Source organism: Labrenzia sp. VG12 (assembly GCF_002237595.1).
Taxonomy (GTDB): domain Bacteria; phylum Pseudomonadota; class Alphaproteobacteria; order Rhizobiales; family Stappiaceae; genus Roseibium.
This window is the reverse complement of sequence record NZ_CP022529.1, coordinates 3969534-3991735: the sequence shown is the minus strand read 5'-3', so window position 1 is coordinate 3991735 and position 22202 is coordinate 3969534. Positions and strand designations below refer to the sequence as shown.

At 60.2% G+C, this 22202-nt stretch carries 23 protein-coding genes and 1 tRNA gene; 12 read left to right on the top strand and 12 right to left on the bottom strand.

Annotation, left to right across the window (positions count from 1 at the left end):
• Positions 1-56 precede the first annotated feature (56 nt).
• Together CHH27_RS18520 and CHH27_RS18515 are read right to left on the bottom strand one after the other, a co-directional pair.
• A complete protein-coding gene (locus CHH27_RS18520; protein ID WP_094072900.1) occupies positions 57-1622 on the bottom strand; it encodes a CYTH and CHAD domain-containing protein in 1566 nt (521 codons plus the stop codon).
• A gap of 122 nt (positions 1623-1744) precedes the next feature.
• Complete coding sequence (locus CHH27_RS18515; protein ID WP_208988281.1) at positions 1745-2284, bottom strand: cupin domain-containing protein; 540 nt, start codon at positions 2282-2284, stop codon at positions 1745-1747.
• A gap of 217 nt (positions 2285-2501) precedes the next feature.
• Here CHH27_RS18515 and CHH27_RS18510 point away from each other — a divergent pair.
• Positions 2502-2586 (top strand) — tRNA-Leu (locus CHH27_RS18510).
• 208 nt (positions 2587-2794) lie between these two features.
• Here the strand turns inward: CHH27_RS18510 and CHH27_RS18505 are convergent.
• Positions 2795-3472 carry a hypothetical protein gene (locus CHH27_RS18505; RefSeq protein WP_094072898.1) on the bottom strand — a complete coding sequence of 226 codons (678 nt, stop codon included), beginning with the start codon at positions 3470-3472 and terminating at the stop codon, positions 2795-2797.
• A gap of 202 nt (positions 3473-3674) precedes the next feature.
• On the opposite strand from CHH27_RS18505, the gene CHH27_RS18500 reads away from it, so the two are divergent.
• From CHH27_RS18500 to CHH27_RS18485, 4 genes are read left to right on the top strand one after another with little or no spacing between them, the layout of a single operon-like run.
• Positions 3675-4253: a YqaA family protein gene (locus tag CHH27_RS18500; RefSeq protein ID WP_094072897.1), complete on the top strand. Its 579-nt coding sequence runs from the start codon at positions 3675-3677 to the stop codon at positions 4251-4253.
• Positions 4254-4267: 14 nt separating this feature from the next.
• Positions 4268-4792 carry a disulfide bond formation protein B gene (locus CHH27_RS18495; RefSeq protein WP_094072896.1) on the top strand — a complete coding sequence of 175 codons (525 nt, stop codon included), beginning with the start codon at positions 4268-4270 and terminating at the stop codon, positions 4790-4792.
• Positions 4789-5055, top strand: coding sequence for a hypothetical protein (locus CHH27_RS18490; RefSeq protein WP_094072895.1), 267 nt, complete (start codon positions 4789-4791; stop codon positions 5053-5055). Before CHH27_RS18495 ends, CHH27_RS18490 begins: the two co-directional genes overlap by 4 nt.
• Before the next feature lie 50 nt (positions 5056-5105).
• On the top strand, positions 5106-5540 hold the full coding sequence (locus tag CHH27_RS18485) for a metallopeptidase family protein (RefSeq protein WP_094072894.1): 435 nt from the start codon (positions 5106-5108) through the stop codon (positions 5538-5540).
• A 41-nt stretch (positions 5541-5581) separates the two neighbouring features.
• Here the strand turns inward: CHH27_RS18485 and ppa are convergent, their stop codons facing one another.
• Complete coding sequence (gene ppa / locus CHH27_RS18480; RefSeq protein ID WP_094072893.1) at positions 5582-6121, bottom strand: inorganic diphosphatase; 540 nt, start codon at positions 6119-6121, stop codon at positions 5582-5584.
• A gap of 136 nt (positions 6122-6257) precedes the next feature.
• On the opposite strand from ppa, the gene CHH27_RS18475 reads away from it, so the two are divergent.
• Entirely contained in the window at positions 6258-6836 is a 579-nt protein-coding gene (locus tag CHH27_RS18475; protein WP_208988280.1) for a hypothetical protein, read from the top strand.
• A 19-nt stretch (positions 6837-6855) separates the two neighbouring features.
• Here the strand turns inward: CHH27_RS18475 and CHH27_RS18470 are convergent, their stop codons facing one another.
• Positions 6856-7374 (bottom strand): GNAT family N-acetyltransferase, encoded by a 519-nt coding sequence (locus CHH27_RS18470; RefSeq protein WP_094072892.1) that lies wholly within the window; start codon positions 7372-7374, stop codon positions 6856-6858.
• A 541-nt stretch (positions 7375-7915) separates the two neighbouring features.
• On the opposite strand from CHH27_RS18470, the gene CHH27_RS18460 reads away from it, so the two are divergent.
• Positions 7916-8305: a DUF2794 domain-containing protein gene (locus CHH27_RS18460; protein ID WP_094072890.1), complete on the top strand. Its 390-nt coding sequence runs from the start codon at positions 7916-7918 to the stop codon at positions 8303-8305.
• 160 nt (positions 8306-8465) lie between these two features.
• Here CHH27_RS18460 and CHH27_RS18455 read toward each other — a convergent pair whose 3' ends face one another.
• The 4 genes from CHH27_RS18455 to CHH27_RS18440 all read right to left on the bottom strand — a co-directional run bounded on the left by CHH27_RS18455 (position 8466) and on the right by CHH27_RS18440 (position 13604).
• A complete protein-coding gene (locus CHH27_RS18455; protein WP_094072889.1) occupies positions 8466-9203 on the bottom strand; it encodes a Bax inhibitor-1/YccA family protein in 738 nt (245 codons plus the stop codon).
• A 175-nt stretch (positions 9204-9378) separates the two neighbouring features.
• Positions 9379-10152, bottom strand: coding sequence for a hypothetical protein (locus CHH27_RS18450; RefSeq protein ID WP_094072888.1), 774 nt, complete (start codon positions 10150-10152; stop codon positions 9379-9381).
• Between the two features lie 165 nt (positions 10153-10317).
• Positions 10318-12900 carry an ABC transporter permease gene (locus tag CHH27_RS18445; protein ID WP_198338253.1) on the bottom strand — a complete coding sequence of 861 codons (2583 nt, stop codon included), beginning with the start codon at positions 12898-12900 and terminating at the stop codon, positions 10318-10320.
• Positions 12897-13604 carry an ABC transporter ATP-binding protein gene (locus CHH27_RS18440; RefSeq protein WP_094072887.1) on the bottom strand — a complete coding sequence of 236 codons (708 nt, stop codon included), beginning with the start codon at positions 13602-13604 and terminating at the stop codon, positions 12897-12899. The genes CHH27_RS18445 and CHH27_RS18440 overlap by 4 nt, the downstream gene beginning before the upstream one ends.
• 123 nt (positions 13605-13727) lie before the next feature.
• Here CHH27_RS18440 and CHH27_RS18435 point away from each other — a divergent pair, with 123 nt between their 5' ends.
• From CHH27_RS18435 to thpR, 3 genes are all read left to right on the top strand, one after another.
• On the top strand, positions 13728-14354 hold the full coding sequence (locus tag CHH27_RS18435; protein WP_094072886.1) for an arylesterase: 627 nt from the start codon (positions 13728-13730) through the stop codon (positions 14352-14354).
• 69 nt (positions 14355-14423) lie between these two features.
• The gene (locus CHH27_RS18430) at positions 14424-15476 is read left to right on the top strand and encodes an NADP(H)-dependent aldo-keto reductase (protein WP_094074851.1); all 1053 of its coding nucleotides are present in this window, start codon (positions 14424-14426) and stop codon (positions 15474-15476) included.
• Positions 15477-15672: 196 nt separating this feature from the next.
• Positions 15673-16209: an RNA 2',3'-cyclic phosphodiesterase gene (gene thpR, locus CHH27_RS18425; RefSeq protein WP_094072885.1), complete on the top strand. Its 537-nt coding sequence runs from the start codon at positions 15673-15675 to the stop codon at positions 16207-16209.
• A 12-nt stretch (positions 16210-16221) separates the two neighbouring features.
• Here thpR and CHH27_RS18420 read toward each other — a convergent pair whose 3' ends face one another.
• Positions 16222-16890 (bottom strand): DUF922 domain-containing protein, encoded by a 669-nt coding sequence (locus tag CHH27_RS18420; protein WP_157738987.1) that lies wholly within the window; start codon positions 16888-16890, stop codon positions 16222-16224.
• 290 nt (positions 16891-17180) lie between these two features.
• Between CHH27_RS18420 and CHH27_RS18415 the strand changes: the two genes are divergently transcribed.
• Positions 17181-19145, top strand: coding sequence for a methyl-accepting chemotaxis protein (locus CHH27_RS18415; protein WP_094072883.1), 1965 nt, complete (start codon positions 17181-17183; stop codon positions 19143-19145).
• A 2-nt stretch (positions 19146-19147) separates the two neighbouring features.
• Here the strand turns inward: CHH27_RS18415 and CHH27_RS18410 are convergent, their stop codons facing one another.
• The gene (locus tag CHH27_RS18410; protein ID WP_247646127.1) at positions 19148-20332 is read right to left on the bottom strand and encodes a glycosyltransferase family 4 protein; all 1185 of its coding nucleotides are present in this window, start codon (positions 20330-20332) and stop codon (positions 19148-19150) included.
• Positions 20333-20444: 112 nt separating this feature from the next.
• On the opposite strand from CHH27_RS18410, the gene CHH27_RS18405 reads away from it, so the two are divergent.
• Entirely contained in the window at positions 20445-21218 is a 774-nt protein-coding gene (locus CHH27_RS18405; RefSeq protein ID WP_094072882.1) for a carboxylesterase, read from the top strand.
• A 277-nt stretch (positions 21219-21495) separates the two neighbouring features.
• On the opposite strand, the gene CHH27_RS18400 is transcribed toward CHH27_RS18405, so the two are convergent.
• On the bottom strand, positions 21496-22137 hold the full coding sequence (locus tag CHH27_RS18400) for a DNA-3-methyladenine glycosylase (protein WP_094072881.1): 642 nt from the start codon (positions 22135-22137) through the stop codon (positions 21496-21498).
• Positions 22138-22202 lie beyond the last annotated feature (65 nt).

Sequence of the window (22202 nt, the reverse complement as noted above, 5' to 3'; positions counted from 1 at the left end):
TGACCAGCCTTGGTTTCGCGGTCTGAGAGGACAGGCTGTCCCTGCCACCTTTCTCGTCAGGTCCAGAATTTTGGAGTTGCCCTGGTGGCGTCCCAATAATCCTTGGCGTGAAGCCACTTGGCCTGGCACTGAGCCTCATGCCAGCCGATGACGAAGCCGATGGCCTGCGTGGCTTCCATCGACTTCTCTTCCAGTGCTTTGCATTTTTCCGGCAGGCTTTCGGCCATGGCGACGTCGTTGAGATAGCCGAAAATGTCCTGAAGCTTCTTCATGCGTTTCAGGAACGGTTTCACCGTGTCGGAAGGATAAAGGCTGCCGAAAAACTCGATGCCGTAGCGCATCTTCTTCATGGCCTTGCGCATGTCGTGGCGCTCTTCGATGCTCAGCTCTTCCAGGCGTTTTCCGTAACCCAGCACCTTTTTCCATTGTTTCGCCAGAGCCCTGCTTGCATGGGCCTCAATGGGCTGCGCCAACAGGGTGGTCTGGTCGAAATTTTCCGGGTCGAGCCAACCGCGTCCTTCCGTATAGGCAGCCAGGTCCAGCAGGAACTGATTGACTTCGGCGGATTTCAGGTGGTCCGTCAGCGTGGTGCGAATGTCCTTGTCGCGTGACGCGTTCAGGTCCGCCAGTAGGGCATCGAAGGAGAGGCTTGGCGGTGCCTTGTCGACCAGTGGTGCAACGATTTCATCCACCAGCACATCGAGATCGCGCAGCGCGCCGGCTTCGCCCGCAATGGTGCGGGCCATCTGGTCCAGCGGCGCAAAGGTCGCCGGGTTCAATACCCGCCTGAACAGGCGGAACGCGCTGCGCAGACGGCGCAATCCGACACGCAACTGGTGCGGTCCTTCCGGGTCTTCGGAGGCCAGCACTGCAAGCCGGTTTTCCGAGATCTGGGTCAGACAGGAGCGCAGCACGTCCCGGAAGGCGAGTTCCGTGCTGATGCCGGCGCTGAAGCTGATCTTGTCGGCGAAAAAGGGCTTGTGTTCCTCGACTTCCTGGCCTTCCGCGAAGCGATAGCCGCGCTCGGCCTTGCTGTAGGGGGAAAACCGGAACGGAATGTCGTCAAGCAGCGCCTTGGCCGCTTCGAAGAGCGCAAGGCTCGGGCCGGACTTCAGTTCCATTTCCAGTTCGACCAGTGGCTGGGAACCGGCGCCGGCCAGGATGTTGCCCGTGTCGAAGGCGAGCTCGATATGCGTGCCATCGGCTTCACGGGTCAGTTGGCGCGTGGTGCGTTTCATCACCGTTTCGAAACACTCCGAAAGCGGTGCCTCGCCGATGATCTCGGTGAGCTTTTCCCGGACGGTCGGATCTTCAATCACGGAAAAGTCGAGCGCCCGTCCGCTGACCGGATGTTCCGCTTCGATCGGTGACGACAGGCCGCCCATCACCCCGGTGCCAAGCTTGGCGGTCTGGAGCCAGCTTCGGCCAGACTTGCGCACCCGCAGCGAGACTTTTGCCTTGCGCAGGGCCTGGTCGGGCGTGTCGAAATAGATCGATTGCAGGGTCTTGGTCACCGCCCGGCCGGCGGTAAATCCCTTGATGCTGCCCGCGCGTTTGATTGCGTCCTGGGCCGACGCTTCCAGTTCGAGCTTGAGCTCGATTTCTCTGCCAGATTTGCTCATGAAACTTATCTAGACAAGCCAATCCGGCTTGTCCAGAAAAAGCGCACAATTTGCGCTTTTGTTTCCAGGCTAAGCAGATCCGGTCAGCCGATACCTGGATCGGCTGATCCGGAGAAGCGGGATTAGCGCAGCCCGCCCGGCATGGCGCCTTTCAGTCGCTCGATAATGCGCGACTGGTAATGCAGGTACCACGGCACCGGCTTCTGGTTGAAGGCGAGCTTGCGGATATAGGTCGGGACCTCCCAGACGGCGGTTGTTCCAGCCGGAAAGAAAAGGAACGTCCCGGGAGTGCCCACATAAACGTTGCCGTTCTCGTCGGTAATGGTCACTTCACCTTCCAGGAACATGACCGACTCGTCCCAGCCATATTGCCACTGGAACTTGCCTGCTGTGCAAGACCAATGGGTCGCGTCACCCCAGCCGAATTTGTGGCCCGCCAGCTGCTTGCCTTTGGCTTCGGGGTTGCCTTCCAGAATCCATGCCGGACGAATTGGCGCTGGTTCGAGCTGGTCTTTGTCAATCATGTCGTTCACAAAACGCAGTTTGAGATGGGTACCGGTTGGCGATGCGGATTTGGTGTGCATTTCTTGTTCTTTGGTGTTTGCCATATGTTTACGATTCTCTCCGAACTCCGCTTGCTCTCCTCGTGCCACTTCAGTCATTGCAATGCGCTTAAAATCGGCGACACGACCGAAAGGTACCGACAAAAATCCGCAGATTTTGAGGCGTAGGGTTAACAAACTCCCTCAAGTCTTAGGATATGGGAAGCAATCAGTTGGCGCCAACCCCGCCAGCGGCGCTCAACTTCCGTCAAACACCATCCTCTAACCGCTTGCATCGCACCGGACCCCATGATAGGCACGCTCTCCGGTGTCAGTTGCCCCTCTGGCGGAACTGGTAGACGCGCGGGATTCAAAATCCCGTTCCTTCGGGAGTGCCGGTTCGATTCCGGCGGGGGGCACCATTTTTCTTGCGCTACCGGCCTTTGGCCTACTTGAGCGCGGTTCTAGTTCGCTCCGCTCACCTGCAGCATTGTTGTTACGCTACCGTCTTACGCCTGCTTGAGCGCTGTTTCGGTTCGCGGCAAGCTACTCTCCCCCGCATTGTTGCGTTGCGACCGGCTATCGCCTGAATTACGCGCAGGCGCCCAAGTCTTGCTCACCATACGTCGATCAGTTGAACGTCACCGTGTCGAAGGCCAGCGATGCGCTGGTGTCGTAGATGTCCTCGACCTTCTTGATCCGGCCCTGGCGTGGGTGGCCGACGGCAATGCCGATGATGCCGTGCGGGCTGCCCGGTTTTGCCACGGCGACCAGCCGGACCAGCAGCTGGTCGCCTTCTGCATTGACGAAATTTCCGACAACTTCGGCCGCCGGAAGTCCGCCGACCGTGACCTGGCGCCGGAGGTTCACGCGTGTGGTCCGGTTTTCTCCGAGTTTCTTCAGAAGGTCGATGGCGAAATAGTCGCCGATCTCGAGACGTTTTTGCGGGTCATCCGTCTTCATCGTGAAGGGGATGATCTGAAGGGAGGAAAAAATGCGCTTTTGTGGGTCGTCGGTCGCGAAATAGATCTTGATTGGGCCACCGCCCGCCGGCTTGGCCTGCGCGAGGATCTGCTGGCCGTCGCGGCGAGGGGCTGCCAGGGTGAACGGGGCCGGAACAGCGATCCCTTGTTTGCCTGCGAACTCGCCGTCTACCTTGTAGAGCGTCGATAGCGTGATGCCGCGTGCTTCGAACGGGGTCAGGTTGACCGATCCCTCAATTTGCACCTGCTGGGCGGTGACCGCCTGAAGCGCCAACAGCGTGAAGGCGCAGACCGTCGCCGCGGCCAGCCTGAGGATGCTTTTCATGGTGTCCTCCCGAGCGTCGTTGTCTGCCTTATCCTAGCAGATGGCGCGGTGATTGCCGCTTCAGCGCTCATGGTCTCGCCGGTCCGGACCGGCAAAACATTCAGATCGCTGTCGTTCAGCGAAAAGCGGTCGCTTCACTTTCACGACAGGCAGGCGATTTCCTCAGGTGACATTTTGCAGCGCAGCGGCTAAGGGAAGCGGCATGTTGAGACGCCTTTACGACTGGACCCTGTCCCTTGCCGCCGGCCCCCGCGCACCTGCCGCGCTGGGAACCGTTTCCTTTGTCGAAAGCTCGGTCTTCCCGATCCCGCCGGACATCCTGTTGATCCCGATGGTGATCGCAAGGCGCGAGAAAGCCTGGTGGTATGCGCTGCTTTGCACGCTGACGTCGGTCGCCGGGGGCATTGCCGGCTATCTGATCGGCATGTTCCTGTTCGAGCAGATTGCGGTGCCGGTGCTGACCTTCTATGGCAAGATGGCCTTTGTCGACGAGTTCAAGGTGATCTTCCACGAGTGGGGCTGGTGGTTCGTCTTCATTGCCGGCCTCACGCCGTTTCCCTACAAGGTGATCACCATTGCTTCCGGAGCGCTCGGGCTCAGCCTGCCGGTCTTCATCATGGCCAGCATCGTGTCGCGCGGCATTCGCTTCTGCGTGGTCGCCGGCCTGCTCTATTTCTTTGGTCCGCCGATCAGGGATTTCATCGAAAAACGCCTTGGCCTCATGTTCACCCTATTCGTGGTGTTGCTGGTCGGCGGGTTTGTGGCCTTGAAATATATCTGACGGATGAGGGTGTGATGGCACGGGAACAGCTGGCGAAATCGGCAACAGGTTTGCTTCTGCTGGGCGGGTTGATCGTGATTGCGACGGCCTGGGGCTTTCAGCTGATCGGGGGCTATGTGCCGTGCAAGCTGTGCCTGGAACAGCGCATTCCCTATTACGCCGGCCTTCCCCTGACGGCGCTGGCTCTCTTTTTGATGATGCGCGGGCGAACCGGTCTGGCCGGGCTGGTTCTCCTGGCGGTTGCGGTCATCTTCGCCTATGGCGCGGGGCTCGGTATTTACCAGGCCGGCGCAGAATGGGCGTTCTGGGCTGGTCCGAATGACTGCGGCGGCGGCAGCGCGGCACCGACCTCGGCCTCCAACATGCTGCAGGCGCTGCAGTCGACCCGGGTGGTCAGCTGCACGGAAGCCAGCTGGCGCATGTTCGGTCTGTCCTTTGCGGGCTGGAATGCGGTGGCCTCTGCCGGTCTTGCCGGCCTAGCATTGGTGGCGGCATTTTTGTTGAAACGGCCTGCCAACCCGGTCACTGTAGACGCATGAGCAGTTCAGACAAGCAGCCCGTCCATCCGAAGGAAAAACAGCGCCAGGACGCGTTGCATGCGCTCGACCGGGTCGAGGCGGAGAGCGAGACCATCGTCGGCTCGACCTTCGTGCGCATGGCCGACCGGGCCAAGAACCACATGGCGGCGGCCGACAAGGACGAGGACGACCGGATCGAGGTCTGGGGCACCCGGATCGGCCGCGGTCTTGGGGTCTGTTTTGCCATCGGGCTGGTGATTTATCTTGCCATCACCTACCTGTAGGCCGTATTCCGGGGCCGATTTCCCGAAGACACGCGAAAAAAGGTAGCAAGATGGCATCCGTCCGGCCGGTCAGCCGCAGTGGCTGGACCGAACGCAAAGCACCCGAACTGGCAGATTTCGAAGCCATGGCCAGTGAGGTCCTGGCCGGTCTTCCGGACGACCTGCTGCTGCGTTGCGGCCATCTTCAGATCAGCCTGGCAGATTATGCCCCGGACGACGTTCTGGATGCGCTTGCCATCGAGGATCCGCATGACCTGCTTGGCCTGTTTGAAGGCCAGGGCCTGGCCGAGGGCGGAGACGCGCAGTTCACCGGGCAGATGCCAAACCGGATCTGGCTGTTTCGCCGCCCGATCCTCGACTACTGGGCCGCGATGGATGAAACGCTGGGAGACGTGGTCGCCCATGTGCTGATCCATGAGATCGGCCATCATTTCGGCCTCTCCGACCAGGACATGGAACGCATAGAGGCCGCGGTCGACAGGTAGTCAGCCGCAGCCTCTCAAAATGGTTCGTCGGATAGACTGCCTTATTCGGCAGCTTCCTTCTGGGCCCGATCGATGGATTCAACGATCAGTTTGCGGGCAGCATCCGCACCCTCAACACCGGTGATCTTGACCCACTTGCCCGGCTCCAGATCCTTGTAGTGTTCGAAGAAGTGCTTCACCTGGGCAATCGTGATTTCCGGCAGGTCGGTGATGTCGTGGATGTTGTCGTAGCGCTTGGAGAGCTTGTGCGACGGCACGGCGATGATCTTCTCGTCCTGGCCGGATTCGTCTTCCATCAGCACCACGCCGATCGGGCGGCAGTTCATGATGGCGCCCGGAACGATCGGACGCTGGTTGACCACAACCACGTCGATCGGATCGCCGTCGCCGCACAGCGTGTGCGGCACGAAACCGTAATTGCCCGGATAGCGCATCGGGGTGTAGAGGAAGCGGTCGACATACATCGCACCGGCGTCCTTATCCATCTCGTACTTGATCGGCTCGCCGCCGACAGATACCTCGATGATGACGTTGATGTCTTCCGGCGGGTTCTTGCCAATCGGCACTGCGTCGATACGCATCTGAGAAAACTCCTGTTAAACGTTGCTGCGTCTATCGCAATCCCGCCGGTGAAGTTCAAGCCCTTAATTTTTGCATTGCACCTAATTGATTAACGTGCGTTGCTTGCAAACACGCTGTGAAGGGGGAGAAGCGGTCATGAAGGCTCTTTGGTTCAGATTGAGCGGGGCGGTCTGTTTCGGCATCGCCTTGCTGGCTTGCGGGGCCACGGCCAACGCGTCCGGGTTCGACAGCACCTACACGAAAATCCAGCTGCAAAACTGCACGCAGGTCGAAACCGCTTCGGATGAAGGCACGTTCGGCGGGGCCTGGACCTGCCCGGGGTATCAGGGGCAGGCCGTCTATGTTGCCGAGGGCGATCTGCGCATGTTTGTCTCCTTCGGTCCCTTTGCCGCGGATGAACCGGCGGCAAGCCAGACCCTGCCCAATTTCAATACCGTCAACGAAACCCTTGAATGGCGTTTGAGACACGGAGACGCCTTCGCAACCATCCTGCGCTGGTTTCCAAGTCTTGACGACGGCAGTTCAACCGGCAGCGTTCTGATCGTGACCCAGCTGAGACCCGGCGGCGGCACCTGCCAGATCGCGATGGTCGACGCACAGGCCAACAAAAACGCCAACGCCATGGCACGCCGGGCTGCCGACACGCTGGCCGGCCAGTTCGATTGCACGCAACAACCGCAAATCCTCGGCAACCCGGGCATTCTGCAATGGTGAGATTTTCTTTACCGGCGCGTCAGCTGCTGGCAGGTGGCCAGGCGTAGATCGAGAGTTCAAGCCGCCGGCCGCCGATCCGATACCAGGACTTTGCTGCCAGACGCCCGCCAACCGCCTTGTAGAAGGCGCGGGCAGGCTGATTGTCGCTCAGCACCTGGATGGCAAGTCCGGGCATGTTTCTGGCGGCAAGCGTTTCGCGGACATGATCAAACAGGGTGCGGCCAAATCCGAGGCCCTGATATTCCGGCTTGAGATAGAGCTCGTAGATCTCTCCATCCATGCCGGTGTCTCGCAGGCGGCAGGGGCCATAGGTGGCGTAGCCGGCCGGTACGTTCGCGATGCTGAGAACCTTGATGTCGACACCGCGCGCCAGGGCGCCGCGCCACCAGCTGCTGCCCCTGCGGGAGACCATCTTCTGCAGGTCAACGCCGTGCAGCACACCCCGATAGGCGCCAAGCCAGGCTTCGGAGTGAATGCCGGCAAGGGCGTCGCAATCTGCGGTCCGGGCCGCTCGGAGATCGATCAGGTCCGTAGTCATTCTGTCAAAAAGGATACATCAAGTCCCCGAATGGAAAAGGGCCAATTCCACGGGTGCAGGTCAAAAATGACGTTTGGTTTTGAAGGGCCTGCCAGAAATGCGGATGGGCAGGAGCACCAAATGAAAAGGGCCGGCGCATCGCCGGCCCTTCAGTTGCCCTGATGTTTGACTCATTAAATCTGGTCGACCTGTCAACGCCTCGGGGGGCTGGGGGGCTAATGCATTCCGCGGCCTCAACCGGTCGTACCCATCAGGGTATGATCCTAATATGGGTGGCCAAAATGGCTGGCCAAGGGCTGGAATGCGGCAAAATCAAGGAAATTTGGGCATTCTTTCTGGGCAAAGTGCCGTAGCGTCCGTTTTTCGCGTTTTCCTCCGGAAATCCCTACGCAAAACTGACAGGATTTGGTCATCAAAGCCCCATTCTTTGCCTGCAGACTTGCCATGGACCCCAAAGCCAACGCAAGATGACAGTCAGGTGACAGGGGCGTCCCGGACGATTCCCGGTCATCGCGACACCGCAAACGAAACTGGAGGCGGAATGAGCGAAGCCGATGACAGCGCGTTTCAGCGCGGCGCGGGCATAAGCCCGGCGCCGCACATCCAACCGGCTCCCCCTCCCAAACCCGTCGTTGCCTTCAACCGGCGCGAACTCGACACCATCTTGCGTCTTTATGGCCGCATGGTTGCCGACGGTGAATGGCGCGACTATGCCATTGACCTTTTGAAAGACAGGGCCGTTTTTTCAGTCTTCCGCCGCTCGTCCGAAATGCCGCTCTACCGGATCGAGAAGGATCCGAAACTGGCGCGGCGCCAGGGAGCCTTTTCGGTGGTTGCCACCGGCGGCATGATCCTGAAACGCGGCCATGACCTTGGCCAGGTGCTGCGTGTCCTGGAAAAGAAGAAACACCTGCGCGTCGTGGAAGTGTAAGCGGCGGCCCGCCTGATCCGTGAAAATCTGTTTCTGTGACGGTCTATCGGTGCGCCCTGGACGTCTGATTGTTTTCCAGAAACAAGGGTATGGTTGAGCGGCCGGTCACAAAAAAAGCCCGGCGCAAGCCGGGCTTTTCCGTTTGGTCTTGTGCCTGCGCTTATTCGCGGTTGCCGAACAACGACAGCAGCATCAGGAACAGGTTGATGAAGTCGAGGTAGAGACGCAGGGCGCCCATCACGGACTTCTTGGTAGCGACTTCGCTGTTGTCGCCTTCGTAGTACATTTCCTTGATCTGCTGCGTGTCGTAGGCAGTCAGGCCTGCGAAGACGAGCACGCCGATCACCGAAACGGCGAACTGCAGAGCGGAAGACGCCAGGAATATGTTCACGATGGAGGCGATGATGATGCCGATCAGGCCCATCAACAGGAATGATCCCCAACCAGACAGGTCTTTCTTCGTGGTGTAGCCGAACAGGCTCAGCGAGCCGAAGGCAGCAGCGGTGATGAAGAACACGCGTGCGATGGAGCCACCTGTATACACCATGAAAATCGGCGCAAGCGATACGCCCATCACGGCCGCATACACCAGGAACATCGTTCTGGCGGTGCTGGCGCTCATGGACTGGATCCGCGCGGACAGCCACAGGACCATTCCGAGCGGTGCAAAAAGCAGAACGAAATACAGCGGTCCGCTAAACAGGGTCTGAGCCACGGCCGGGTTGCTCACTGCCACCATGTAGGTGCCCAATGCCAGGAATCCGGTCAGCGCGAGGCCGAGGGTCATGTAGTTGTAAACGCCCAGCATATAGCTGCGCAGGCCCTCATCGATGCCGGCCTCGGCGCGAGCGCCGGCCGCCGAATAAGCGCCTTGTGATTGACGGTCAAAGGTCGACATGGTCGTGGTGATCCCCTTTTTTAAACCACACATGTTGCACGTGATTTCACCCGCAACACAACTCCCTCAACATATGGGAAAATACGGTATCAAGCTCAAGACGAGAATCCTGAAAAATTCGTAATCTTTGAGCCTGACACCGCATTTTACGCCAAGATGCTTAAGATTGCCGCGATTATTTCATCGCTTTCAGGCGCGAGGCAATCTGGCGGTCGCAGGTGCCGGCCGGATTGCGCACGATTTCCTCGGACGCAAAATCCAGGATTTCCCGCTCCTGGTCGCGCATCTGCGCATCGGTAACGCCCGGTTTGAACCACTGCAGAACCGCGTAGTCGCCGCCCGCATCGGTGAAGAAAGCGACTGGCTTGCCGTCTTCGATGACGCCCATGCGACCGACACGGACCTGTTCGACGGTCACGTTGCGACGCTCGCCATCAATCGTGATGCGGTTTCTCTGGACATTCAGCTTCTTGAGTTTGGAGCCGTCCGTGCCGACCCAGTTGCCGAAGAAACGCTTGCCCTTGCCTTCCACGGACAGGCAGGAATTTGCGAAATTCGGGATCGACAGGCGCTCGGCGGTAACTTCGATCGGATCTTCGCCCTTCGGAGCCAGCGTGTATTTCATCGAGTTGTCGCCCGTGCGGTAAACGCGGATTCCGACCGGCGTGTAACCACTGTCGTTCATCGTCCGGGTGAAGAAATCGAACTGGTTGGCGTCATTGGTGCCGGCGCGGCGGTAGAGCCAGCGCTTCGGCAGACCGTTTTCGAACACCAGCCAGTCGCTGACGACAAGCCCGCGCGGGCCGTCCGGGGTGTTGAGCTGCCACACGCCGGTGTGGAACGGACTTTCTGCAGTTGCAGCAGGTGCAAAAGAGAAAATGGCTGCTGCTGCAATGGCTGCGGCCTTTGCAAAGTTCTTCAGATAAGAACCTTGTTTGAATGCGAACATGGTCTATGCCCCTCTAGAAATCTTGCCCGGACCCGAACCGGATAACCAAGATTATTTGAGTGTGCAAGTTGCGTGGGGCTGAAGTTTGACGGAAACTGCTTTTCCGATATGAATTTTTCCTGACAGGCCATGTCGAGATGACATGACTTGTCAGGAATATTTCGCTTAGAGGTTCCGTAATACTGGTGCGGGTTTTTCTCCAAGGATCCGCCAGGTGCCGATCAGGCCGAAGCCCACGGTCAGAACCAGGGCGATAACGGCCGCACCGGTCGCAGTGACCGGCATCAGCACAAATGTGCCGTCCATGATCTGGGTGATCACGTACCAGGCCGCCACGCCGCCCGCCATCAGGGCAAACAGCGCCGTCGCCAGTCCGAGGATTGCATATTCAAGACCGTAGGCAACGATCAGCCGGGTCCGGGTCGCCCCCAGCGTCTTGAGAATGACAGCGTCGTAAATCCGGCTGCGGTGACCTGCGGCGAGGGCACCAGCCAGAACCAGCACGCTGGCGATCAGCGTGATCGAGCTGGCTCCCCGAATGGCCCAGGCCAGTTGCGCAACCAGATCGTTGACCTGGGTAATGGCGTCCTTGACGCGAACCGCCGTGACCGTGGGATGGGCATTGGAGACTGTCTTCAGGAGGGCGAGTTCGGTTTCAGCCGGAACGTCCTCTTCCCAGCCGAGTGTCATCAGGTGTGCGTGCGGGGCGCCGGCAAAGGTGTTCGGCGAGAACACCATGACGAAGTTGATGGCCAGCGACTGCCACTCGATGTCGCGCAGGTTGGCAATTTCCGCGGAAATCTCGCGCCCGAGCACGTTGACGGTGATCGTATCCCCGATTTTCAGCCCGAGATCCGTGGCCGCTTCCGCGTCAAAGGAAACAAGCGGCACACCGGTGTAATCTTCCGGCCACCAGGCCCCCTCAACGACCTTGGAGTTTTCCGGCAGTCTGCTGTCATAGGTGATGCCGCGATCGCCGCGAAGGACCCAGTCCGAGCCCTCCTGGGCCGGTACGAAGTCTTCCGAGGCAATGCCGTTCAGGCTGACGATCCGGCCGCGCAGCATCGGCACGCTCTGGATCTTGGCCTCCGGGGCTTCCGCGATCAGGCGGTCTTCAAACGCGTCGCGCTCATGGCTTTGAATGTCGACAAAGAAGAAACTCGGGGCCTGGTCGGCTATGGTTGCCGTCAATTCCCGGCGCAAGTTACCGTCAATCAGTGCCAGCGCGACCAGCAGCGACAGGCCGAGGCCGAGCGACAGCACAACAGACGGGGTCAGCGCGCCGGGCCGGTGGATATTGGCAATGGCCAGCCGAAGTTCCGTCGAGCGCACCGTCGGCAGGCGCCGGGCCACGAACATGATCACCCTTGCGACCAGCACGAGCAGCACGAACGCACCTGCGGAAGCGGCGATATAGACGCCGGCCATGCGGGTGTCATGGGCCAGCAGCATGGCGATCGATGCCAGTACACCAACGGTGACCGCGGTTGCGAACAGGTAGCGTTTGCGCGGCAGTTTGGCGCCACCGGTGACAATATCGCGGAAGAGCGCGGTTGGCGGCACGTCATGGGCCCGGCCGAGCGGCCAGAGTGCAAAGGCAAGGGCCGTCAGAACCCCGTAGACGAGGCCAAGGGCCAGTTCGCCGGGATAGATGCTGGCAGCGAGTTTTACGGGAAGCACGCCGGCAAGCGCGGCCCCGGCGGCAAAGGGGATCAGGGCGCCGATCGCGAGGCCGATGGCAATGCCGATCAGGGCCAGGACCAGCATCTGCACCAGATAGACCCGGAACACGAAGTCGCCCGTCGCGCCCATGCATTTGAAACTGGCGATCACCTCGCGTTTGGTTTCCAGAAAGGCGCGGATGGCGTTGGCAACGCCAACACCGCCGACCACCAGCGCGGTCAGGCCAACGAGGGTGAGGAACTGGGCAAACCGGTCGATGCTGCGCTGAAGCCCGGGCGAGGCATTGGCCCGCGAGCGCACCCGCCAACCGGCGTCCGGCTGCGCCGAGCGGGCTTCCTCGACAACGCCTTGCAGGGCTTCAAGGGTCGGGGCCGGGTCCAGACGGACCCTGTAGTGCCAGCGGACCAGGCTGCCCGGCTGCACCAGGTCTGTTGCCGGCAGCGCCGCCTCGGAAACCATCAGCCTTGGCCCGAAATCCATGCCGCCGGCCAGCTTGTCCGGTTCGGCCGCAATCGTGTCGCTGAGGCGCAGGGTGCTGCGGCCGAGTGATATGGTGTCGCCGACTTTCAGATCGAGCCGAGCGAGAAGCGCGGGATCGGCAACCGCGCCCCAGACGCCATCCTGTTCACCAAGGGCGTCTGTCAGCGCCTGGCCGCTGGTCAGATCGAGCGATCCGTAAAGCGGATAGGCACCGTCAACGGCCTTCAGTTCCACCAGGGCCTGGTCGCTGCCATCGGGCAGACGCGCCATCGCGCGCATGGTGCCGACCTTGGAGACGTTGCCGAGATCCTGAAGGTAAGCCTGTTCCTCGGGAGTTGCTTCGCGATGAATGAGGCGGAAAGACAGGTCACCGCCGAGGATCGCCTGACCTTCACGAGAGATCCCCTCCGTCAGCGAACGCGAGACCGAGGTGACACCGGCAATGGCGGCAACGCCAAGCGCGATACAGGCAATGAAGATGTAGAAGCCCTTCAGGCCGCCGCGTAATTCCCGAAAGGCGAAACGCGCCGCAAGGCCGAAGCTTTTTTGTCCGGTGGCACTCTCGCCGGCCACAAAGCCGCTCATGCCGGCACCTCTTGCGGTGCTGCTGCGTGCGCCTCTTCGATTTCACCGGACCGCACCCGGATCATGCGGTCGCATTTAGCCGCCAGGTTTGGATCATGCGTGACCAGCACCAGCGTCGTGCCGCGGGATTTTTGCGCGGAAAACATCAGGTCGACGATCTGGCTTCCCGTGGAATCGTCAAGATTGCCCGTGGGTTCGTCCGCAATCAGGATTTCAGGCTCCACCACCAGCGCCCTTGCCACGGCAACACGCTGCTGCTCGCCGCCCGACAGCTGGGCAGGATAGTGGGAGAGGCGGTGACCGAGGCCGACGGCTTCCAGTTCCGCCCGGGCCTTGTCGAAGGCCGCAGGATCGCCGGCAAGTTCCAGAGGCACGGCAACATTTTCCAGCGCGGTCATGTTGGGCACGAGATGGAAAGACTGGAAGATGATGCCGACATTGCGGCCCCGGAAGCGCGCCAGCTGGTCTTCCGACAGCGGTCCGAGTTCCGATCCGGCCACGTTGACCGAGCCTTCATCGGCCCGCTCCAGCCCGGCCATGACCATCAGCAAGGTCGACTTGCCCGAGCCAGACGGTCCGACAAGACCAACGGAGGTTCCCTTTTCGATGTCCAGGTCGATGCCCTTGAGGATATGGACACGGCCCGCTCCCTCGCCGAGTGTCAGTTGCACATTTTTGAGGGTGATTGCGGGCGAATTTGTCATTATCAGGCCTTTACAACGGGCGCATGATCGTCTTCCTGACAGATGCATGCCCTCGACAATTGAACGCTCTGCGACCATATGGGCCTGTTGTGTCGCATCTTCCAGTCCTGAAAGAGAGTTCGCATGAACCGGTTAATTGCCTGTCTTGCTTTTCTTCTGATCACACTGACCGGTCTGTCGGCCAAGGCCGATGACTTCAAGCTTGTGGTCTTGGGCGACAGTCTTGTTGCCGGCTACCAGTTGCCGGCGGGCGACGGCTTTCCGGAGAAGCTGCAAAAGGCGCTGACCGGGAAAGGCCATTCTGTCGAAGTGGTCAATGCCGGCGTCTCGGGCGACACCTCCTCAGGCGGGCTCTCACGGCTCGACTGGTCGGTCGGCGAGGACGCCGATGCCGTGATCGTCGAACTCGGCGCCAATGATGCACTGCGGGGCCTGTCGCCGGAAACCACACGCAAGAACATCGAGGAAATCACCAGCCGGCTGCGGGCAAAGGGGGTGGAGGTGCTGCTGGCCGGCATGCTGGCGCCGCGCAATCTCGGTCCGGAATATGCGGAGGCTTTCGACCCGATTTACGCAGATGTGGCCAAGGCCCACGATGCATTGCTCTATCCGTTTTTTCTGGAAGGCGTGGCGCTGAACCCTGATCTCAATCTGGCTGACGGCATGCATCCCAATTCGAAGGGCGTCGACGTCATCGTCGACAACATCCTGCCGCAGGTCGAGGCCCTTCTGGCCAAGGCCCAGTCTTAACTGTCTTTCGAGCGCCGGAAGCTCAGGGCTTTCCGGTTGCTTTCAATACAAAACTTGAAGGATTTCCTGATGGAACAGCGTCGGCTTGGCCGCACGGATATAGAGGTAAGCGCTCTTTGCCTCGGAACCATGACCTTTGGCGAACAGAATTCGGAAGTCGAAGGCCATGCCCAGATGGACTACGCCCTGGAAAAGGGCATCAATTTCTTCGACGCCGCCGAGCTCTACCCGATCCCGCCGAAGAAGGAGACACAGGGGCGGACCGAGCGCATCATCGGTTCGTGGTTCAAGAAGACCGGCCATCGCGACAAGATCGTCATGGCGACCAAGGTGGTCGGCCGCACCGACATGGACTGGTTCCGCGACACTGGTGAAAAGGGACAGCTGACCCGCGCGCAGATCGAGTTTGCCGTCGACCGCAGCCTGAAGAACCTCGAGACGGACTATATCGATCTCTACCAGATCCACTGGCCGGACCGGAACGTCTCCGGGTTCGGTTCCAACCCGACCCGGTGGCTCGATGTGGATCCGGCCGAGAGCGAGAACAGCATCCAGTCGACGCTGGAAATCCTTGGCGACATCGTCAAGTCCGGCAAGGTGCGCCATATCGGCCTCTCCAATGAAAGTTCCTGGGGCACGATGCGTTATGTGACGGCCTCCGAACTCTATGACGTGCCGCGCGTGGTCTCGATCCAGAACGCCTATTCCCTCGTCAACCGCACCTTCGAGACCGGCCTGGCGGAAGTTGCACGCCGTGAAGATGTCGGTCTTCTGGCCTATTCCGCGCTGGCGCAGGGCTACCTGACCGGCAAGTACCGGGACGGGGCCCTGCCACATGGCGCGCGCAAGACGCTGTTCAATCGTCTGCAACGCTATGAGCATCCGCGCACTCTTGCGGCAGTTGACGCCTATCTCGATCTGGCAAAGGAGGCTGGTCTGGATCCGTCCCAGATGGCACTGGCCTTTGCCATGTCGCGATCCTTCATGACGTCGGTCATCCTCGGGGCAACACGCATGGATCAGCTGGAAACCGACATCGCGGCTGCCGATCTCAACCTCAGCAGTGATGTTCTGGAAAAGATCGACGCGCTGCATCAGGAGTTTGGGAATCCGGCCCCCTGATCGGCCTGTGTCAAAGGGCCGGTTTTCAACAGAATCAAACTGACCGCGATGTGCCGGACCTGAGGAAATCAGGTCCGGCATTCTTGTAAGCGGTCTGTGAATTTCATTTATAAAACAGAAATTTAGAAATTTGTCTTGCGCATTTCATGAAGTTGATTCCTGATGGGATTCATCAGCGACAGCGGAGGGAACACCCATGCCGCGCCTTTTTACAGGTCTCGAGATTCCGTCAGAGACGGGCCTCATGCTTTCTATGCTCCGGGGAGGCCTTCGGGGCGCCCGCTGGATCGATCCGGAAAACTATCACCTGACCCTGCGTTTCATCGGCGACATCGATGACCGCACAGCTGACGAAGTGGTTGCCGCACTGGACAGGATCCGGCGTGATCCCATCGAAATCCGGTTGACCGGTCTCGGGTCCTTCGGCAATGGCAAACCGCATGCCGTCTGGGCAAGGGTCGAACCAAGTGCGGAACTGGCCGAGCTTCAGGCCGAACAGGAGCGGATCCTGCAGCGGCTGCATCTGCCGGCGGAGCGGCGCAAGTACATTCCCCATGTCACGATTGCGCGCTGCAAGACCTCAACCAACGAGGACGTTGCCAAGTGGTTGAGCGAGCGCGGCAACTTCCAGGCGCCACCCTTTGTTGCCGGCCGTTTCGTCCTGTTCTCGGCCAAGGCCAGTGTCGGCGGCGGACCTTACCTGGTGGAAGAGGCCTATCCGCTGGCCGCCTGAGCGCGGCGGTTCTCAGTCGGCGACGAAAAACAGCAGCCGGCCATTCCGGGCGACGCCCTGACGTGGCGCGTTGCGGCGGGTGTTGCTGGCACGCTGCTGGTCCCGTTGGCGGCGGGCCAGCTCAAAGAAGCGGTGGTAGGTCAGTCGCCGGAGCTCCCGGCGGTCGAAGGCCAGGTGCCGTGCCTTGCAGGCCTTCTTTTCCGCGTTGAGCAGTTTCCGGATCTTCCAGCCCATGCCGCCACAGCTGCGCGGGCGAAGCGACAGAACCGCGCGTTCCAGGCGCTTGGCGCACCCCAGATAGATTTTCCGATGCACCAGTTCATGCCGGCGGGTGAAGCCACGCAGGCTGCGCCATGCGCTGAGCGTTCTTCGGTCGAACACGGTTTCCTGCCGTGCCTTGGGCAGGGTCATGGTGAAATCGATCTTGAGTTTGAACCGGACTGCCCGGCAGTGGTTTTTCTTCTGCTCGGTCTTGAAGGTATAGGTGTAGCGTGGGCGGATATTGGCGATGGCGGGTCCATAATCGCCCCGAAACGGCCTGCGGCGCATATAGGCAGCCACTTCCATCGCCGATTTACCGCTGACCAGGTAACTTCTTTCCCGAAGTTCAGAACGTATTTCAGCGCGAGCACCACCCTCCGATCCGAGGATCGGGCCAAGCATGACGATAATACACGTCAACCGGGGCCACATCGTCGGTGTCCGAATGCGATGGTTTGTCAGACGACCAGTCTAACACGACGGTGAAAGTCACCAAAGGCAAGGTGGCGTCAAAATACTTTAGCTGGCTAATAAAAGTGCAGAGATTCACGCTTTAGTTGCAAGAATCGATAGAAGTAATCTTTGATTTTATAAACTTTCCCGGTGTGAATTCAATTTCCGTAAAGGAATATTAATCGCTTTTGCCTTTTCTAAGCTGACTGTGCAGCTCCTGACTCGAGCAAAACTCAAAGAAGCAAACGAGTACACAAATGAGATTTCTTGCCGATTTGCCCATCGCAATTCGCGTCGGCGGCCTTTCCGCGATCGCCGTGGCCGCCATCGGTGTCCTACTGGGCACGGCGTTTTACAGCCAGCATGTCGTTTCGACCGAAATCGACAATCTGGCTGAGTACTCACAGATGGATTACAAGGTCTCGCAGGTTCAGGCGCATGCGCAGAACATGCGGCGCAGTCAGAAGGATTTCCTTCTGACCAAGGATTTGGCCTTCGTTGACGAATACAATGCCGAGTTCGAAAAGGCCCAATCCAATCTCAATGATGTGGAAGCCAAGCCGCAATCCGCGCCCATCAAGGACAACATCGCCAGCCTGCGGACGGTCCTGGATGAACACGAGGCAAAGTTCAGGGCCTTGACCACCGATCTGACGGAAATGGGGCTCGATGAAAAAAGCGGTCTTCAGGGCGACTTGCGAGCCGCTGTCCACAACGTTGAAGAAAAGCTGAAAGCTGCAAACCTCGACGCGTTGACGGTCAAGATGCTGATGATGCGCCGCCATGAGAAGGACTTCATGCTGCGCGGCGACGCAAAATATATCGGCCGGATTGACGATCGTCGCAGCGAGTTTGCCGAGATGCTGCCCGGCAGCGGCCTTTCAGACGCGGAACAGGCGGAGATCAGCGCCCTGCTCGACAGCTATCAGGCAGCCTTCAAGAGCTATACCGCCAAGGCGCAGCTCATCGAGACGGAACTTGCAGAGATCACCGAAGTCTACGCCAGGATCGAGCCGGACTGGTACGCCATGTCCGAGGCGGCCTATCTCGGCAAGCAGGCCGCCAGCGAGGCGCTGGATGCAGCGGAAGCATCATCCCAGACCACCTATCTTGTCGTCTCCGGTATCGCGCTCGTCCTTGCCATCGGCTTAGGCTGGTTGATCGGGCGCAGCATTACCGGTCCGGTGAAATCGCTGACCGAAACCATGCGGTCCCTGGCGGATGGCACGATCGACCTTGAAGTTGCCTTCACCGACCGCAAAAGCGAGATCGGCAGCATGGCACGAGCCGTTGAAGTGTTCCGGACCAACGCGGCGCGCACGCGTGAGCTGGAGGAGCAACAACGTGATCAGACCCAGCGCATGGAAGAGGAAAAGCGTGAGTTGATGGAACGGCTGGCCGGCCAGTTCGATGCGTCCGTGGGTGCCATCGTCCAGCGGGTTGCCGATACGGCGTCCAATCTCGACCAGAGCGCGCAGACCATGTCCCGGGTCTCCTCCAACACCAATGAACGGGCCGAAAATGCCGCCAACGCTTCGTCGCAGACCACCGAGAATGTCAGTGTGGTTGCTTCTGCAGCGGAGGAAATGACGGCTTCGATCAGTGAAATCAATCAGCAGGTGATCCGGGCGTCCGAAGCGTCCCGTAGCGCGGCCCAGGATGTCGCCCAGACGGCCGGGCAGATGGAAACGCTGGCCAGCATGGCAGACAAGATCGGTGAAGTGGTGTCGATGATTTCCGATATCGCCGAACAGACCAACCTGCTGGCGCTCAACGCCACGATTGAATCGGCACGCGCCGGGGAAGCCGGCAAGGGCTTTGCCGTCGTCGCCAGCGAGGTCAAGGCGCTGGCCAATGAAACGGCCAAGGCAACGGAGAATATCTCCGAGCTGGTGACGGAAATTCAGGGCGAGACCAAGACGGCCGTCGGCTCGATCGGCAAGATCGGCGACGTCATCCGGGACCTGGAGCATTCTTCGGCGGCCATCGCGTCAGCCATGGAAGAACAGGGCGCGACGACGCAAAGTGTTGCCGAAAACGTCGCCCAGGCAGCGAACGGAACGCGCGACGTTTCCGACAGTATCCAGGTGGTGAAGGAAGCGTCCGAAGAAGCCAGCGAAGCCACGCGGCAGGTTCAGACGAGCATCGACGACCTCACCGAACAGTCCGGCCTGTTACGGGATGAAGTCGGCCGGTTCCTGGAACAGATCCGGGCAGCCTGACCTCAGACTGCGCCCGTTTCGAGCAATCCCGCATAAACGTCGAGCGTCCGGTCGGTCATGGTCTCGACGGTGAATTTCTGGCGGACATGGGCAAGCGCCCTGTCCGTCAGTTTTTGTTTTTGTGAGCCGTCCAGCTGAAGCGCATGCCGGATGGCCGTAGCCAGGGCCGCAGGGTCGGACGGTGGAACGCGCCAGCCGGTCCGCTCTTCCTCTGCCACCTGAGGCGGTGCCAGAACGGTTTCCGGGACGGCGCCCAGATCCGACACGATGACGGGAACCGACGCCGCCTGGGCTTCCACCGCGGCGCGGCCGAAGGCTTCCGGTTCGGTCGAGGCGACAACGGCGATGTCTGCCAGGGACATCGCCGCCGGTACGTCGGCGCAATGCCCGACCAGTCGCACCCGGTCCTGCAGGTCGTTGTCCGCAATCAGTTTCTTGAGCTCCGCGACATAGCCGTCGCGCCCCTGGGCATCGCCAGCCAGCACTGCGATCGGACCATGGAGCTCGGCGTCCATCAGGTGCGCCATCGCCTCGATCAACACCTTCTGGCCTTTCCAGGCGGTCAGCCGCGCCATGTTGATGATGATCGGATGGCCGGACGGAATGCCCCACTGATCCTTGAGGGCCTGCCGGCGCAAGGCGCTGACATTGGCCGGGTCCAGGCCCTTCAGATCCGAGCCGCGCTGGATCACCGTGATCCGATCCCGGGCAAAGGGATGTCGCTCCGTGATCAGTTCGGCAATGAAATGAGAATTGGCAATCACGGTATCCCCTCGCGCCATCACCGAGTTGTACCAGCTTTTGAGAGCGTTCGATTGATTGTAGGTGCCGTGATAGGTGGTCACGAAAGGTATGTCGGTGCGTCGTGAGGCCCAGAGTGCGGACCAGGCAGGCGCCCGGCTTCGGGCATGGATCACGTTCACGTTCCGCGACCGGATCAGATCGGCAAGGCGAGCCGCGTTTTTCCAGAGTGTCAGCGGGTTTTTCGATTTGACCGGCAGCTCGATGTGCTCCGCGCCGGAGGCGGTCAGTTCCGCCACCATCTGTCCACCCTGGCTGGCAACGAGTGCCCTTCCGCCGGCTTTCACGACGGCCTGGGCCACATCGAGCGTGGTCCGCTCCGCGCCGCCGGAATTCAAATCCGGGATCACTTGCAGGATCGTGGTCTCAGCGGGCAGGTGCGGCAAGTCGGATCTCCGGAAAGCTTTTCAAGTCGTTATGTCTGTGTCAAAGGCTTGGGCCGAGCGGCCGAACTGGTTTTGGGCCAAGCTGAAATCGAATTAAGTTGAGAGCCATAATATGGGGACGCCCGAACCGCAATTCATCAGCATCGGAAAAAACGCCGATGCCCGCGAGATCGCGGTGCAGAAGTCGGCGGGCAAGACCCCCGGCCTGATGTGGCTGTCGGGTTTCAAGTCCGACATGAGCGGCAGCAAGGCCGTGGCACTGGCGGATTTTGCCGAGGGCCGCGGCCAGGAGGTGGTCCGGTTCGACTATTCCGGACACGGTGCCTCCGGCGGTGAATTCGAAGAAGCCTGTGTGTCCGACTGGCTGGAAGAAGCCGAGACGGTGTTCGACCGCTATTGCACGGGTGACACGGTGCTGGTCGGGTCGTCCATGGGGGGCTGGATCGCGTTGCTTCTGGCCTTGAGCCGAAAGGAAACGCACAGGATCAGGGGGCTTGTCCTGATTGCTCCGGCGGTGGACTTCACCGAAGAGCTGATGTGGAAGCAGCGGTTCAACGACGAGATCCGTACGGCAATCCTGACAGAGGGCCGCTGGGCCCAGCCATCCGCCTATGAGGACGGTCCCTACGTGATCACCCGAAAGCTGATCGAGGACGGGCGCAGGCATCTTCTTTTCGGGAAACCGCTACATCTCGGTTGTCCGGTGACGATCCTGCAAGGGGCAAAAGATCCGGACGTGCCCGCACACCACGCCCAACGGCTTGTGGAAGCCCTGCCGCAGGATGACGTGACCTTCACGCTTGTGCCCGACGGCGACCATCGCCTGTCCAGGCCTCAGGATATCGAGCTGTTGCTGCGTGCGGTTGCGGAAATGTCGAAGTTCTAGGGTCAGGACCCATTCATTTGAGTGAAATGGTAGGGATGAATTTGTTCGGATACGAGGCGCAAAGCTGCAGGAAACCGTCCGGTTTCCAAAGTTTTGCAACGACGTTGCCGGGCAAATTCACCCTATCGCGGAGGGGCGCAAAAACGGCTTTGATCTGCTGCGTCAAACCGCGTGGACCGGGCAAGAAGCCCGCTTTTCGCGCTTTTCCTTGCAGCTCATCGCCGTTTACTGCGCCATTTCGATCAAATTAATGAGTCCTGACCCTAGCGTCCTGACCCTAGACCGGCATCGTTTCCCGGCCCTGTTTTTTCACCCGGTACCAGGCCCAGAACAGACGCGCCGCGATGGCGCGGTTGGGAGCCCAGGCGGATGCGATGGCGTCGAGTTCCTTCGGTGTCGGTCTTTCAGCCAGGCCAAGCGCATCGTGAACCGCGATCTGCAGCGCCAGGTCCCCACTTGGGAAAATGTCCGGATGTCCGGCGCAGAACAGCAGGAAAATATCCGCCGTCCAGCGGCCGATTCCCTTGATCTCGCAAAGGCGCGCATGGGCTTCATCCGCCGGCGCTTGCGCCAGGCCGCCGAGATCGAGCCCGTCGCCGCAGGCAAGGGATACGGCGCGCAGCGTGCGTATTTTCGGTTTGGAGAGGCCCGCACCTGCCAGGTCCTCATCGGAAAACGTGCCCAGCCGATCGGCTGTCAGCGGTGTCACGAGCGCCGTCAGGCGCTTGAAGATGGCAGCTGCGCTTGCTGTTGAAACCTGTTGTCCGGTGATGATCTGCGTCAGGCCTTCAAAATCTGCCGCCCGCCGGCGCAGGGGAATATCACCTGCAATGTCCGCAATCCCGGCAAGGCGGCTGTCGGTGCTGATCAGGGCTTCGAGCCCCTCCAGAATGTCTTGGTCTGTCGTGATCGGTTTCATCGGGATAACAGGATTGCTTGCACGCTCTTGCGCGGTGAGGCGGGAATGATAGGTAGGACCTGAAG